General features: G+C 30.6%; 16 protein-coding genes. All 16 read left to right on the top strand.

Translation table 11 applies throughout. From position 1 onward, the window contains the following. A complete protein-coding gene (locus P3X86_RS04350; RefSeq protein ID WP_483291402.1) occupies window positions 1-1,545 on the top strand; it encodes a hypothetical protein in 1,545 nt (514 codons plus the stop codon). Between the two features lie 4 nt (window positions 1,546-1,549). Then, complete coding sequence (locus P3X86_RS04345) at window positions 1,550-1,813, top strand: EscU/YscU/HrcU family type III secretion system export apparatus switch protein (protein ID WP_483291401.1); 264 nt, start codon at window positions 1,550-1,552, stop codon at window positions 1,811-1,813. A gap of 57 nt (window positions 1,814-1,870) precedes the next feature. Then, complete coding sequence (locus P3X86_RS04340) at window positions 1,871-2,233, top strand: YraN family protein (RefSeq protein ID WP_483291400.1); 363 nt, start codon at window positions 1,871-1,873, stop codon at window positions 2,231-2,233. 142 nt (window positions 2,234-2,375) lie between these two features. After that, window positions 2,376-3,905: a YifB family Mg chelatase-like AAA ATPase gene (locus P3X86_RS04335; protein ID WP_483291399.1), complete on the top strand. Its 1,530-nt coding sequence runs from the start codon at window positions 2,376-2,378 to the stop codon at window positions 3,903-3,905. A 12-nt stretch (window positions 3,906-3,917) separates the two neighbouring features. After that, window positions 3,918-5,006 (top strand): DNA-processing protein DprA, encoded by a 1,089-nt coding sequence (gene dprA, locus P3X86_RS04330; protein WP_483291398.1) that lies wholly within the window; start codon window positions 3,918-3,920, stop codon window positions 5,004-5,006. 225 nt (window positions 5,007-5,231) lie between these two features. After that, window positions 5,232-7,319, top strand: coding sequence for a type I DNA topoisomerase (topA, locus tag P3X86_RS04325; protein ID WP_483291397.1), 2,088 nt, complete (start codon window positions 5,232-5,234; stop codon window positions 7,317-7,319). 27 nt (window positions 7,320-7,346) lie between these two features. Further along, the gene (codY, locus tag P3X86_RS04320; RefSeq protein WP_483291396.1) at window positions 7,347-8,129 is read left to right on the top strand and encodes a GTP-sensing pleiotropic transcriptional regulator CodY; all 783 of its coding nucleotides are present in this window, start codon (window positions 7,347-7,349) and stop codon (window positions 8,127-8,129) included. A 582-nt stretch (window positions 8,130-8,711) separates the two neighbouring features. Further along, entirely contained in the window at window positions 8,712-9,116 is a 405-nt protein-coding gene (gene flgB / locus P3X86_RS04315; RefSeq protein WP_483291395.1) for a flagellar basal body rod protein FlgB, read from the top strand. Window positions 9,117-9,119: 3 nt separating this feature from the next. Further along, window positions 9,120-9,554: a flagellar basal body rod protein FlgC gene (flgC, locus tag P3X86_RS04310; protein ID WP_483291394.1), complete on the top strand. Its 435-nt coding sequence runs from the start codon at window positions 9,120-9,122 to the stop codon at window positions 9,552-9,554. A gap of 19 nt (window positions 9,555-9,573) precedes the next feature. Then, window positions 9,574-9,873, top strand: coding sequence for a flagellar hook-basal body complex protein FliE (gene fliE / locus P3X86_RS04305; RefSeq protein WP_483291393.1), 300 nt, complete (start codon window positions 9,574-9,576; stop codon window positions 9,871-9,873). A gap of 23 nt (window positions 9,874-9,896) precedes the next feature. Continuing rightward, window positions 9,897-11,417 (top strand): flagellar basal-body MS-ring/collar protein FliF, encoded by a 1,521-nt coding sequence (gene fliF, locus P3X86_RS04300; protein ID WP_483291392.1) that lies wholly within the window; start codon window positions 9,897-9,899, stop codon window positions 11,415-11,417. 11 nt (window positions 11,418-11,428) lie between these two features. Beyond that, entirely contained in the window at window positions 11,429-12,436 is a 1,008-nt protein-coding gene (gene fliG, locus P3X86_RS04295) for a flagellar motor switch protein FliG (RefSeq protein ID WP_483291391.1), read from the top strand. Beyond that, entirely contained in the window at window positions 12,429-13,178 is a 750-nt protein-coding gene (locus P3X86_RS04290; RefSeq protein ID WP_483291390.1) for a FliH/SctL family protein, read from the top strand. The genes fliG and P3X86_RS04290 overlap by 8 nt, the downstream gene beginning before the upstream one ends. A gap of 4 nt (window positions 13,179-13,182) precedes the next feature. Further along, complete coding sequence (gene fliI / locus P3X86_RS04285) at window positions 13,183-14,496, top strand: flagellar protein export ATPase FliI (protein WP_483291389.1); 1,314 nt, start codon at window positions 13,183-13,185, stop codon at window positions 14,494-14,496. 29 nt (window positions 14,497-14,525) lie between these two features. Continuing rightward, window positions 14,526-14,960 carry a flagellar export protein FliJ gene (fliJ, locus tag P3X86_RS04280; protein WP_483291388.1) on the top strand — a complete coding sequence of 145 codons (435 nt, stop codon included), beginning with the start codon at window positions 14,526-14,528 and terminating at the stop codon, window positions 14,958-14,960. 13 nt (window positions 14,961-14,973) lie between these two features. Next, window positions 14,974-16,185: a hypothetical protein gene (locus P3X86_RS04275; protein WP_483291387.1), complete on the top strand. Its 1,212-nt coding sequence runs from the start codon at window positions 14,974-14,976 to the stop codon at window positions 16,183-16,185. The last annotated feature ends 6 nt before the right edge of the window (window positions 16,186-16,191 follow it).

Below are 16,191 nucleotides of genomic sequence, written 5' to 3'. Positions count from 1 at the left end.
ATGAAAATTTATAATACCAATATAAACAATAATGTCAATGTAAATTTAAAAGCTAATATACCAAAAGAAGCAATAGAGACTTTAAAAGGAAAAATTATAGAAGTAGATGGTGATAACGTAATAATAAGCACACCAAGTGGAGAGCTCATTGAGGCGAAGCTTGATAGCAATGTACTAATCAGCAAAAACGTAATGATAGATTTTTTAGTCAAATATTCAGATGATAATAAAATGATACTTACACCTACAAGTGCTGAAAATAAAGAAGTGTCTGCAAATACAAAGAATTTATTCAGATTTATATTAAAGCAGAATCTAATACCTGTTAATGAAAAGAATATGGATATAGTAAAACAATTAGTTGACAATAAAATGCCTATAGATAAAGAGTCGATAGAAAATGTTTCTAAATATGTAGACAAATTAGAGACACTTAGTAGTAGTGATAAAGGTGAAAAAATAATGATGTTGTTTGAAAGTGCGGACATCACTATCGAAGATATTAAAAATTTTATAAAAGTTAAAAATACACCAGTAAGTAAACAGGGTGAGCAAGATATAGAAAAACAAAGTGTAGATATAACAAGCAAAAACACACAAAACACAAATAATAGCAAAAATGATGTAACAAGCATAGTAAAGAACATTTTGAACGGAGCAAAAATACTAGCTAATAACAAAAGCCCAGAGACGAGTTTTACAAAAGCAGTAGTAATGCTTTTAAAAATGGATATGAAGATCAATCTAGAAAATCTAAAAATATATGACGAATTTGTTTCTAACGAAAAAGGATTTATAGAAAATGAGATAAAAGAACTAATAGAGTTAACTGACAAAAACACATCAACTGATAATATGAAAGATGCAGAAGATAAAAATAAAAACAACACAAAAGCTAAGCTAGATAATACTGTATCTAAAGAAAACAATAATAGCAACACTAAAGAGATATCTAAAACAAAAGCTATTATAAGGAGCTTTATTAAAACACTTAAATCACTAACAGGTAGCAAGAGTAAAAATAATATAGACGATATGCTCAAAACTTTAAAAAGCGCAGTGAAAGAATTTGAAGGTGTAAATCAAAATCCAACAATTAAGACAGCTATAGAAGGGAAATTAAAGGCTATAGAGCAGAAAATGGTTTTTGTAAATAACTTAAACGAATCTTATAATGTAGTCTACATACCTGTAGAAATGGATTTTGAAGATTTAAAATACAGATTTGCACTACTCAAAAAAAATAGAACATTAACAAAAAAAGAAGCAGATTTCTATATTACAGTGCATACTAAAAATCTAAATAAAATAGAAGTTATGTGTAAAATGATACACAAAAAAATAGAAGTGAAATTTTTTACAGAAGATGAAGGCGCGGCAAACCTTCTAGCAGATAATAAGTCAATACTATATAATCATTTAAAAGAAGATGGATTTGAAAATATAGATTTAATTACTGCAAATAAAATAGACTATAAACCAAAATTATTTGATATAATAGGCGAAAATAAGCAGACCAATTTCTTGTTTGACGTTAGGGTGTGATGAATTGGAGGAACCAAAGATTGCCATAGCACTTCAATATGAAGAGGATAGTGACGCTCCTAAGGTCATTGCTAAGGGTAAAGGTATAGTAGCAGAAAAAATAATAGAAACAGCAAAAGAAGGTAAGATATATACCGAGGAAAACGAAGATTTAGCATTAAGTTTATACGATATAGATCTGGGAGATAGTATACCAGAAGAGTTGTATAGCGCGGTAGCTAAAATATTGCTATATATACATGATTTAGACAAATTAAAAGGTAAATAACAACAAGACAGACTCACAGTGAATATAAGTGAGTTTCTTTTTTTGGGGGGAGATAATATGAAGACAAATAACAAAGAACAAGGACAAAAAGGAGAAGACATAGCCATAAAATACTTAAAGAAATTAAAATATAAGATACTAGAGAGAAACTATGCTAAAAAGACAGGTGAAATAGATATCATAGCTAAAGATAAAGAAATAGTAGTATTTATAGAAGTCAAAGCTAGAAAAAGTGATAATTACGGCAATCCTAGTGATGCAGTAAACACAGCAAAGCAGAAAAATATAATTAAAACAGCTTTATTATATCAATCAATAAATAAGCTTAATAATACGCAGTTTAGATTTGACATAGTAGAAGTATTTATGCACAAAAAAGATAAAATAAATCATTTAATTAATGCTTTTTGGATAGATTAATTTTTACAAATAGGAAAGAAGTACTATTTTGAATAGCATCTAAAATATTTAAATTATTCAAAAAATTTTGTCAATTTAGAAGGATTTTACAATATATAGATTGAATAATATCAAATGTAAAATATGTTAAAGGAGAGAAAATATGTTATCAAAAGTAAATACTGCAGTATTACAAGGGCTAGATGGATATATTGTAAAAGTAGAAACAGATTTATCAAAAGGAATGCCATCGTTTTCAATAGTGGGGTTACCAGATATAGCAATCAAAGAATCAAAAGAAAGAGTAAGAACAGCAATAAAAAACAGTGGATTTAAGTTTCCACTAAACAAAATAGTAGTAAATTTGGCACCAGCAAATTTGAAAAAAGAAGGTTCTCAAATAGATTTATCTATAGCTATTGGAATCCTCATAGCTACAGAAGATATAAAATATGCAGATTTTAGTTCAGTGTGTTTTATTGGAGAACTTTCATTAGATGGAAAAATAAACAGAGTTGATGGAGCTCTTCCTATGGTACTATCTTTAAAAGAAAAGGGAATTAACAAGGTTATAATACCTTCAAAAAATAAAAAAGAATGTAGCATGGTAGATGATATAGAGATTATACCAGTTGACAACCTATTTGAATTGGCGAGATATCTCAATGGAGAAGCTGAAATCAATCCATGTGTTTTTGACAGCAATATCCTCAAAAAAGAAGAAACTAAGGACAAAAATGATTTCTCAGATATAATAGGACAAAGTGCGCTAAAAAGAGCTGTAGAAGTTGCAGCAGCAGGAGGACACAATATACTAATTATAGGGCCTCCAGGATCAAGTAAAACAATGATCGCAAGAAGCATACCGTCGATTCTACCAGATTTGACGTTTGAAGAAGCATTAGAGATCACAAAGATATATAGTGCATCTGGTTTGTTAAAGGGGACTTATTTAATAAAAGAAAGACCATTTAGATCTCCGCATCATACAATATCAAATATTTCTCTTATAGGAGGAGGGAGAGTTCCAAAGCCAGGAGAAGTATCATTAGCTCAATATGGTGTATTATTTTTAGATGAGCTTCCTGAATTTCAAAAGAATGCATTAGAGGTATTAAGGCAACCACTAGAAGATGGAGAAGTTACAATATCTAGAGTTACAGCAACAATAACTTATCCATCTAAATTTATGCTTGTTGCTAGTATGAATCCATGTCCTTGTGGTTACTATGGAGATCCAAACCACGATTGCACGTGTAGTATGAAAGAAATAAACAGGTATTTAGGGAGGATTTCTGGTCCATTATTGGATAGAATTGATATACACATAGAAGCCAATCCTATAAAATATGACGATTTAAAAAATAACAAAAAAGAAGAAACATCCCAGATGATTAAAGAAAGAGTAAACGAAGTCAGAAAGGTGCAACTAAAGAGATATAAAAAAGAAGGCACATTGTATAATGCTAATCTTAGTGCAAGAGGGGTAAAAAAATATTGTAAACTAGACAAAGATGGTGAAGAGTTACTAAAAATGGCATTCGATAAATTCAGTCTAAGTGCTAGGGCATATAACAAAATACTAAAAGTATCAAGAACAATAGCTGATTTAGATAAAAGTGATGACATTAAAGCAAGACATATAGCAGAAGCTATTCAATATAGAAGCTTAGACAGAAAATACTGGTCTTAAAGAGGTGATGTAATGAAAGATAGAGATATCTTAATATGGTTAAATAGTATTAACCAAATAGGAACAAGATCAATAGAAAAATTAAATCAGTATTTCGGAAGCTTAAAAAATATATGGGATGCATCAAACAGTGAAATCAATTCGTGTGGAATTTTAAGCAATATAGCAATGAAAAATTTAACAATGAGCAAAAATGATAACTATATAAATAAAATATTTAGTAAAATAGAAAAGGAACATGTTAAAACTATTACTATAGTAGATAAAGAATATCCAGAGCAATTAAAAAATATATATTTACCTCCTAAAGTACTATATATAAAAGGAGATATGATAAAAGAAGATGAGATATGCTTAGCTATGGTAGGTGCTAGGAAAGCTACATATTATGGCAAATGGGTTGCAGAAAAAATCTCAAAAGGATTATCTAGATATGGTATAACTATAATAAGTGGCCTTGCAAGAGGAATAGATACAGTTAGTCATAGAGGGGCATTAGAATCACAGGGAAGAACATTTGGAGTACTAGGGTGTGGGGTAGATATAATCTATCCAAAATCAAATAAGAAGTTATATGATCAGATAATTAATAATGGGGGCATAATATCAGAATACCCATTAGGAACTGAGCCAGTACCAGGGAACTTTCCGCAGAGAAACAGGATAATTAGTGGACTAGCTAGAGGAGTAATAGTAGTTGAGGCTAAGAAAAAAAGTGGTTCATTAATAACAGCAAACTTTGCATTAGACCAAGGGAAAGATGTATTTGCAGTCCCTGGTAATATAAATAGCTTGTATAGCGAGGGAACAAATGAGCTCATAAAAGATGGAGCTAAACTCATAAGTGATGCAAAAGATGTAATAGGAGAAATGATTCATTTTAAAGACGTTATTAAAGATATCGTAGTAAAAAATGATTATTTACTAAGTGAAGAAGAAAAAAGAGTTGTTGATACATTAAAATATGGTCCGCTACATTGCGATATGATAAGCTACAATACAAACATAAATATGACAAATTTAATAAGTATTTTAACAATATTAGAAATAAAGGGAATAATAAAACAAATGTCTGGTAAAATATTTATTATAAATAATTAAATTTGTTTATAATAAATTAGCATATTAAAAAGTTAAATAATTATATTATATATAGTGAGATAAAATACAGTTTTATGCAGAAGATAAATATTCTAATATTAATGATTATATTAGTATTACAGATTGACAAGTATCAATACTAATTTTAATTTTCTGTGTTTAGTATAGACTAAAACTTATAAATCTGATATAATAACTCACGTTATGATGTTGGAGGTGAATGATTTGGCAAAAACTTTAGTTATAGTTGAGTCACCAGCTAAAGCAAAAACTATAGGTAAATTTTTAGGTAGCAAATATAAAATAAAGGCATCAGTTGGACACGTTAGGGATTTGCCAAAGAGTAAGCTTGGCATAGATATCGAAGACGAATTCAGACCTAGATATATCACAATCAGAGGGAAGGGCGAAATACTAAGTGATCTAAAAAGAGAAGTAAAAAAGGCAGATAAAGTATTATTGGCAACTGACCCTGATAGAGAAGGAGAAGCTATATCTTGGCATTTAGCCAATGCTCTTAAAATAGATGAAACAGATAGCATTAGAATAGAATTTAACGAAATAACAAAAACTGCAATAAAAAAAGCAGTTAAAAATCCAAGAAAAATAAACAACAATTTAGTAGATGCACAGCAAGCTAGAAGAATACTAGATAGATTAGTTGGTTATAAAATAAGTCCACTTCTTTGGAAAAAAATCAGAAAAGGCTTAAGTGCAGGTAGAGTTCAATCGGTTGCAACAAAGCTTATATGTGACAGAGAAAAAGAGATAGGCAAATTTAAGCCTGAAGAATACTGGACAATAAGTGCTATATTAAAAAAGGGTAAAAGTGAATTTGATGCGTTTTTTATAGGAACTTTGGAAGAAGGCAAAGTTAAAAAGCTAGAACTTAAAAATGAAGCAGATGCAAAAAAAGTACTAGATGGGGTAAACAAAGAAGATTTTTTAGTGTTAGACATAAAGAAGTCAACTAAAAAAAGAAATCCCTATAAGCCATATACAACAAGTAGCTTACAGCAAGACGCATTTAATAGATTAAACTTTGCAACAAAGAAGACAATGCGTATAGCACAACAACTCTATGAAGGTATAGATTTAAAGAAAAAAGAAGGTACAGTAGGATTAATTTCGTATATTAGAACTGACTCAACAAGGATATCAGATGAAGCCGCAGAAAAAGTAAAAGAGTATATCTTAAGCGAATTAGGAGAAGAATATTATGCAAAAGTAAAAAAGGTAGAAAAAAAGGCTAAAAAAGATATTCAAGATGCCCACGAATGTATAAGACCTACATATGTAGATAAAACACCAGCAAGCATAAAAGAACATTTGAGCAGGGATCAATATAGGCTTTATAGTTTGATATGGCAAAGATTTGTTGCGAGTCAGATGAGCCCATCAGAGCTAGAAACAACTACAATTAAAACAAAATCAAATGAATATGTGTTCAAATCAAACTATTCTAAATTACTATTCGATGGATTTACTAAGATATATAAAATAAACTCTGATGATAAAAAGGTCAAAGCGATAAATGTAGAGAAAGATGAAAAACTAAAGGCAAAAGAGGTTACTTCTAAACAGCATTTTACGCAACCGCCACCAAGATTTTCAGAAGCTACACTAGTTAAAACAATGGAAGAGTTAGGGATAGGTAGACCAGCAACTTATGCACCTATCATTAGTACGATACTAGGTAGGAACTATATAGTACTAGAGAATAAGTATCTTGCGCCTACAGAATTAGGGTTTATAGTTACAGATCTGCTGGAGGATTACTTTAAAAATATAGTAAATGAAGAATTCACAGCAAAAATGGAGCAAGATTTAGACAAAGTTGAAGCAGGACAGTTATCGTGGATAGACGTAGTTGCTAACTTCTATGACAATTTTAAAAATGACTTAGAAGTAGCAGAAAAAGAAATTGAAGCAATAGAGATTAAAGATGAAGAAACAGATGTTATATGCGATAAATGTGGAAGAAATATGGTAATAAAACATGGGCGCTACGGTAAATTCTTAGCATGTCCTGGATATCCAGAGTGCAAGAACACTAAACCATTAGTAAAAGACATAGGAGTGAAGTGTCCAAAGTGTGACGGAGATATAGTACAGAGAAGATCAAAAAGAGGTAGAACTTTTTATGGATGCTCGAATTATCCAGAGTGTGACTTTGTAACATGGAACATCCCAGTAAAGGAAAAATGTCCTAGTTGTAGCGGTATATTAGTTAAAAAAGGTGGAAAAAAAGGCGAATTTCTAGAGTGTATAGATTGCAAAACAAAAGTAGAACAAAAACAGGATAATGGTTAAAATTATTACAAAAGGAGGATGTGCCTTATGGGAGAAAGTCTGTTAATGAAAACTAGAAGGTTAAATAAAATTCTTCAAAATACAGGAGGAAAACCCGTTTCATTTGATGAGATAAGCAGAACATTAAGCGAAATCTTACAAGCGAATGTATATATTGCTAGTAGAAAAGGGAGAGTATTAGGATTTTATTTGTCTAGTGGATTTGATTGCAGCATAATTGAGAATGAAGTAGTAGAAGAAAGAAGATTTCCAGACAAATATAACGACGAGCTATTGAAGATTAGTACAACGCAAGAAAACATACAAGAAAAACCTGAGTGTGTATTTGACGATATATCAAAATGTGACTATCCTAACAAGATATGCACAGTTATTCCGATAATAAGCTCTAATGGAAGGCTAGGAACGCTAGTATTAGCACGCTTTGGTGTTAATTTTACTGAGGAAGATTTAATTTTAGCAGAGTATAGTGCCACAGTTGTAGGTATGGAGATTATAAGAGCTAAAAATGAGCAAATAGAGCATGAAATGAGAAAGAAGGCAATAGTACAGATGGCAATAGGAACGCTTTCTTATTCAGAGTTAGAAGCCGTAGAACACATATTTAATGAGTTAGATGGCAACGAAGGTCTCTTAGTAGCAAGTAAAATAGCTGACAGAGTTGGTATAACAAGATCTGTAATAGTAAATGCATTACGAAAATTTGAAAGTGCAGGAGTTATAGAATCAAGGTCATTAGGAATGAAAGGGACATTTATAAAGATACTTAATGACAGATTGCTCGATGAATTAGAAAAAATTAAAGGATAAAAACTAGTGGGAAACCATTAGTTTTTTTATTTTTTTGTCATTTAGAGGGGGAAAAATTTACCATAAAATTGTAGATATAAGTTGCAATTATAACAATATTAGCAGTTGAACGTATACTTAAAATAGCCAAATTTGAATAAGTCTATAGTCCCAAATGAATAGTAAAACTAAGGTTAAAGATAAAAAAAATGAGTATTTTTGGTAAAATAGTCCTTATTGACTATGTCTATAATCAAGGGATAACAGTATAATAGTTCTAAGATAAGTATTTTGTCGTTGAGAGTTAGAGATAGACATAAAATGATAAAATATTTGTCAAAAAAATACAATAATATAGTAAAAATCAATCATTGTATTCATTTTAATCAAAATTAAATAAAGGATTTTTACTTATATTATAGAAATAAGTAATAAAATATTTAAATTTCAGAAATATAAATATAATATAGTGCTAGAATTTGAAACAAAAAAGGTTAAAATGTAAACAAAATATCAAATATGACCTTAAACTGTAATATAAATAGCTGAAATTTAATATGTAAGTACGGATTACAAAATTAATGCTGAAAAGGTGGTTTACGAATGTTTAATATTGCTTATGATAATGTCAATTTTTTAAAACAGGCATTAGACGGATCGTGGAAACGAAATGAGATAATTAATAACAATATTGCCAACGTTAACACTCCTGGCTTTAAAAGGTCAAGAGTACAGTTTGAAGGTATATTATCAAAACAACTTAGTAAAGATGATTTCGAGCTACAAACTACGAATAACAATCATATAGGTATTAATGGAAATGGTGAATTTAAGCCTCTTATTAGCAAAGACAAAAGCTTTTCGACAAGACTAGATGGCAACAATGTTAACATTGATATAGAAAATAGCGAATCATCCAAAAACTACGTATATTACGTGTCAGTACTAAAACAAATGGATAGCCAATTTAAAAGACTAAAAAATATAGTAAGTGATGGGAGGAAATAATTGATGGGGTTATTCAATTCTATTAATATCAGTGCAACAGGTTTATCAGCAGAAAGAACTAGAATGGAAGTCATATCAAAAAATATAGCAAATGCCAATACAACAAGGACAAGCAGTGGCGGACCTTACAGAAGGCAGATTGCAATTTTTAAAGAGAAGAGCGGTCAATCATTTGCAGATATTTTGAATGGTAAAACGAAAGGAACAAATAAAGGAGTAAGATTATCAAAAATAGCAGAAGATGAATCTCCGTTAAAAAGAGTATATGATCCAGGACATCCAGATGCAGACCAACAAGGCTATGTTCAGATGCCTAATGTTGATGTAATAAAAGAAATGGTTGATATGATAACAGCTACAAGAGCATACGAAGCAAATGTCACAGCAATGAACGCAACTAAATCAATGGCACTTAAAGCGCTTGATATAGGAAGATAATATATAGGAGGAAGTTTTGATGAGTATTAACTCTATAAATAAAATCGACTTGACACAAACGGGCTTAATAAATAAAAACACTAAAATAACAACAAAAGATAATTCATTCATGAAGTATTTAGACAATGCACTCAGCAAAGTAAATGATATCCAAAGCGAGTCAGAATATCAAGACAAAATGTTAGCAACTGGTGAAATAGAGAACTTACACGATGTTACCATTGCTTCTAATAAAGCAGATATAGCATTACAATTAACATTAACTGTGAGAAATAAGATAATAGACGCGTATAAAGAAATAATGAGAATGCAAGTTTAGAAGTAGCAAAATGAGGTGATGGAGTGGGAGATACTGTAGAAAAGGCTAAACAGCAGATGATGAATTTTTGGAAAGAACTAGATAGAAAAAGAAAAATAAGACTTGGCATAACTTGCGGACTAATATTATTGGGCATTACAATATTTATATTGTACATAACAAAAGAAGATTACGAGGTACTGTATCAAGACTTAAGCTTAAAAGATACAGCGCAGATAACTAAAAAGTTAGATGAATTGAATATAAAATGGAAGAATGGCGAATCAACAAATACGATCCTTGTACCTACAGATGTTAAAAACAAGGTCAAAATAAACTTGGCATATGAAGGGCTTCCAAAAGAAGGATATAGCGTAATAGATGCTTTTAATGATACAAGTTGGACTATGACCGAGTATGAAAAAAAAGAGAGAATAAAAGAAGCTAGAACGAATGAGCTTGAAGAAACATTAGCAGATATAGAAGGCATAGATGAAGCTAGAATAAGCCTTGATATTCCAGAAGAATCACAATTCTTCCAAAAAGAATTACAAGGAACTGCCTCAGTGTACATAAGGTATTCTGACAATATGCCTTTACAAGATGATAAGATTATAGCTATCAAAAACTTGGTAGCAGGAGGTTTTAAGAATCTAAAACCAGAGTTCGTATCAGTAGTAGATCATAATGGTAAACCATATATTGTAGAGGATGGAAAAGAGCATCAATTTAGTGCAAATGAGCAACTCAATCTCAAATATAGTTCAGAGATAATGCTCAATAATAGTATCAAGAAATTTTTAGAGAATTTGTTTGGTCAAGGAAACGTTGATGTAAGAACAAATATCAAAATGAATTTTGACAGCGAAAGCACAAGCATAGTCCAGTTTTCTCCTCCAGTAGAAGGTAAAAGCGAAGGATTAGTAAGATCTATGCAAAAAATAAAAGAATATGCAGCTAATGGTGAAGCAGGTGGACCGGCTGGAACAGAGTCGAATGTTAATGACACAATAGACTATGTTACTAAAGATAAAGATAAAAATAACTATGAAAAAGCCAGTGATACAATCAACTATGAACTGAATCAGATAAATAGGGAAATAAAGAAAAATCCTGGTGAAATTAGTTCGCTTACAGTAGCGATCATAATAAATGAAGAAGCTATAGAAGATGGTCAACTTTCAAGCGAAGGAAAAAAAGAAATAGAAGAATTAGTCTATGCAGCCACAGGTATAGACACACAAAAAGTAATAGTAAATGCAGGTAAATTTAGAAACAAAGTTAATACATTTGATAAAGAAATAGATGCGAGAAGTGATAATCTGATGTTATATGCATTAATAGGTGGAGCATTAATTATATTATTAGCAGCAGGAGGTATATTAGTAGCTAGAAATAGAGCTAAGAAGAGACAGCAGTTGTTAGATGAAAGATTTGCAGAAAATGAAATAGAAGATATAGAATATCAAGAAAAATCAGGTTTCAGAGAGCAAATAGATGGATTTGTTGATAAAAAACCTGATGCAGTAGCACAATTACTAAGAAGCTGGTTAAGTGATGAATAGAGGTGAAAGATGTGACTAAAACTAGAGAATTTACAGGTAAGCAAAAAGCAGCAATATTATTAATAGCTCTTGGCCCACAAAAATCAGCTGATATATTCAAACATCTTAAAGAAGACGAGATAGAGGAGTTAACACTAGAAATTGCAAATATGAGAAAGGTTTCACCAGAAGAGAAAGAAGCAGTTCTTCAAGATTTTTACCAATTGTGTTTGGCTCAAGAGTATATTTCAGAGGGTGGTATAGACTATGCAAAAGATGTTCTAGAGAGAGCTTTAGGTTCTCAAAAGGCTGTCAATATAATTAATAAATTGACTACATCATTACAGGTTAGACCATTTGAATTCATAAGAAAAGCTGATTCAAGTCAAATATTAAATTATATACAACAAGAGCATCCACAGACGATAGCATTGATATTAGCGTATCTAACACCTATCCAAGCTGGGCAGATATTATCAAATTTACCACTGGATGTACAATCAGAGGTTGCTAGGCGTATTTCAGTGATGGATAGAACATCACCAGAAATAATAAAAGAAATAGAGAGAATATTAGAGAGCAAATTTTCTACTATGGTTTCACAGGATTACACAAGTGCAGGAGGAATACAGTCTATTGTTTCTATACTTAATTCTGTAGACAGAGGAACAGAGAAACATATCTTAGAAGAATTAGAAAACAGAGATGCAGAGCTTTCAGAGGAAATAAGAAGAAGAATGTTCGTATTCGAGGATATTGTTTCATTAGAGCCTAGATATGTGCAAAGATTTGCTAGAGAAATCGACAACAATCAGTGGGCTATTGCACTTAAGAGTGCTAGTGAAGAGGTTAAAGAGGTTATATACAGCAACATGTCCAAACGTTTAGTAGAAATGATAAAAGAGGACATGGAGTTTATGGGTCCTGTAAGATTAAAAGACATAGAAGAAGCACAGCAAAATATTGTTAACGTAATAAGAAAACTTGAAGAAGAAGGCGAAATAGTTACTCCGAGAGGAGGCGAAGAGTTAGTTGTCTAATATTATTAAATCATCTTTTGTAATAATGAATGAAGTAAGAGAAGCAAAGAAACCAGAAAAACCTAAAATAGACTATGAAAAATTAGCTAAAGAAAAGAGTGAAAAAATACTCATAGACGCACAAAATAAAGCTAGTGACATATTAAAAGAAGCACAAGAAAAAAGTGATTCGAAACTTGAGCATGCAAATAAAGAGGCAGAAGATATCATTAATAGTGCTAACCAAAAAGTAGAAGAAGTACTAGCAGATGCAATGGCTAAGGGTCAAAAAGATGGTTATCAAACTGGCTATAATGAAGGCAAAGAAATCTCAGATGGACTAATAAATGAAGCTAATGATATAAAAAGAGAGATTCTAAAAACTAGAAAAGAATATATAGATAATCTAGAGCCAGAAATTATCAATCTAGTGCTTAATATGTGTCAGGCAGTATTAAACAAAAGCCTAGAAGAAGATAAAGATTTAATAATGCCTATAATATATAAAGGCTTAGAGAGTCTAAACCTTAGTGACAACTTAACTATAATAGTATCTGATGAAGATTATGATATAGTCAATGATTCAAAAAACAAGATACTGTCAAGAGCGAGTTTAGTGGAGAATCTATCAATTAAAATTGATAGAAAATTTACTAAAGGAGACTGCACTATAGAATCAGAATATGGAACAGTAAATTGTAGTTTAGATATTCAAAAGAAAAAATTAGAAGAAGCAATAATACAGTTGTTAAAGAGTGAGTGATAATATGGCGTTAGTAGATTTAAACAAATACATTGAGGCAATAAATGAGGCTAATCTCTTAGAATTCGGGGGAAAAGTTACTAGAGTAACAGGTCTTACAATAGAGTCTAACGGTCCGTTAGCTAAAATAGGAGAATTATGCCATATATATACCATAAATAAGGACAAGCCTATATTAGCAGAAGTAGTAGGATTTAAAAAAGATAAAATATTATTAATGCCTTTAGGAGATATGGAAGGAATAGGTCCAGGTAGTATAGTCAAAGCATGTGGTCATAGCTTAAGAGTTAAAGTTAGTGGTAAGCTCATAGGAAGAGTTCTTGATGGTTTAGGTAATCCAATAGATGGGATGCCAGAAATAGAAAGTAACAATTATTATCCAGTACTCAATTCTCCGCCAAATCCTCTAAAAAGAAAGAGGATACAAGAAGTCTTACCGCTGGGAGTAAAAGCAATAGATGGCTTCTTAACATGTGGTAAAGGACAAAGGATAGGTGTATTTGCAGGAAGTGGAGTTGGTAAAAGTACGTTGATGGGTATGATAGCAAGAAATTCGACAGCTGATATAAATGTCATAGCGCTTATTGGAGAGAGAGGCAGAGAGGTAAGAGAATTCCTAGAAAATGATCTAAAAGAAGAGGGATTAGAAAAATCAGTATTAATAGTAGCTACTTCAGATCAACCAGCATTAGTTAGACTAAAAGGAGCGTTACTTGCAACTGCCATAGCAGAATATTTTAGAGATAAAGGTAAAAACGTAATGTTATTCATGGATTCAGTTACAAGGTTTTCTATGGCACAAAGAGAAGTTGGGCTAGCTATAGGAGAACCCCCAGTAACAAAAGGCTTTACACCATCAGTATTTGCAGTATTACCAAAGCTATTAGAGAGAGCAGGTACATCAGATAAAGGGACTATAACCGCACTTTATACAGTTTTAGTGGATGGAGATGACATGAATGAGCCTATAACAGACGCAGTTAGAGGAATATTAGATGGACATATAGTCTTATCAAGAGATTTTGCTAACAAAAACCATTATCCAGCAATAGATGTATTAGCGAGTATAAGCAGGGTAATGCCAAATATTTCTGAGAAAGAACACCAATTAAAATCAAGCAAGCTAAAAGACATAATGGCAGTATACAGAGATAAAGAGGACTTAGTTAATATTGGTGCATATAACAGTGGAAGTAATCCAAAGTTAGATAAAGCACTAGAGATAATAGACGATATAAATGGCTTCTTAAGGCAAGGTATTGATGATAAATATACATTCGAGGAAGTAATGAGTCTATTATATGAGATAAATGCTTAGATGATTATATCTATAATGAAGGTGAGTAGATGAATAAATTCAAATTTAAATTACAAGGAATATTAAACTACAAGCAAGTTGTAGAAGACATGAAATCAGTAGAGCTAATAAATGCTAATGAAGAACTAAAAAATCAAGAGGAAATATTAGATAACACTATGAATCAAAAAGAGCATTTAAATAGACAAAAAAATGATACGAAACTTACAACTATTCAAAATCTTAGAAATATAAACACATTTATAAATGTAACAAATGAAAAAATAAAGAAACAAAACAAGATGGTGGAAACTGCTAAAGATATAGTAGATGAGAAAAAAGTAGAGCTAATTAATGCATCAAAAGATAAAAAAATACTAGAGAAATTAAAAACAAAAAAGTACAAAGAGTTTTTGGTCATTGAAAAGAGAAACGAAGAAAAAATAATTGATCAAATAAATAGCTTTAATAGTTGTAATATATAATGGAGGATAGTCTATGGCAAATAAAAGCAGTACAATCAAAACTGTATTAATAATAATATTTATATTTATATTTATACCGTGTTGTACTTTTTTTATAGTATATAAAACGAATTCAAGTTTTAGAGACACGACAAACAAATATTTAAAAGAATTTCCTGGAGTCATAGGAGAATATGCTAGCGCGTATCCCACAGACCAAGAGAGACAAGAAAAGTTAGAGTATATAGCTGATTACTATCTGTCATTATCAAAAGAAAATGCAAGTGATAAACTTTATGGATTAAAAAAAGATAACGAAAAGCTTTATTTTGATATTTTAAAACAGATGCAGAGTAAATCGTCATATAAAACAGAAGATATACTAAAAATCTTAAGAAACAGAGAAATAAGAAAAGATTCAATGGTATCATTATATGATGATATATTAGAGGAAAACAATACTAAATTCGGTGAAGAGATTAAGAGATATGAAAAACTAGGTATATTTACAGCATCAAAAGAAATAGAAGAAAGATACATAAAAGCAAACAAAAGTGACCAAGCTGCTAAAATATTATCTTCACTAGATGTAAATAGAGCAGCAAACATAATGTATTATTTAAATAAAGATTATAGAAATCTATTATATAGCGATATGAGTTTGATTAAGAAGAATGACATAAACAATGAAATCTTGAGTATGGATATGAAAAAGAATGCATTAATAGATAAGGCTAAAATATATGAGACTAAAAGTGCTAAAGAAGTATATCAAGAGATAGGAAACACAAAAGCCTATACTATCGACGAGTTATCACGAATATATAGTAGTCTAAGTACAAGAAAAGCAGGAGAAGTACTAGCGTTTAATAAAGATAATACTTTCTACAACAATCTAATGGATGAAATCAGAAAGAATGAAAATCTAGTAGAAGGTCAAGAGTCAACAACAATAGATATATCAAAAGTTATGAATTTTTATACAAAGCACAACACTAAAGTGAATGATTTAGTAGAAATATACGAAAAAATGAATAGTAATGATTTAGCAAAAATAATAGATAGAATGGTAGCAAGTAATAACATAGTTGATTCATGCAAAATCGAAAATGGAGAAATAACTATTACAGATTCGCAGTTAATAATAGATGTACTTAAAAAACTATCTAAAAACACATTATCAGAACTTTTGAATCAATTAGAGGCTAGAAAAGCTACTGATATAATCAGAAAGCTTTCTAAATAAATAACA

The organism is Abyssisolibacter sp. ZYX002 (assembly GCF_056892235.1).
The sequence above is the reverse complement of the archived record's forward strand: the minus strand, read 5'-3'. Positions and strand labels throughout refer to the sequence as shown.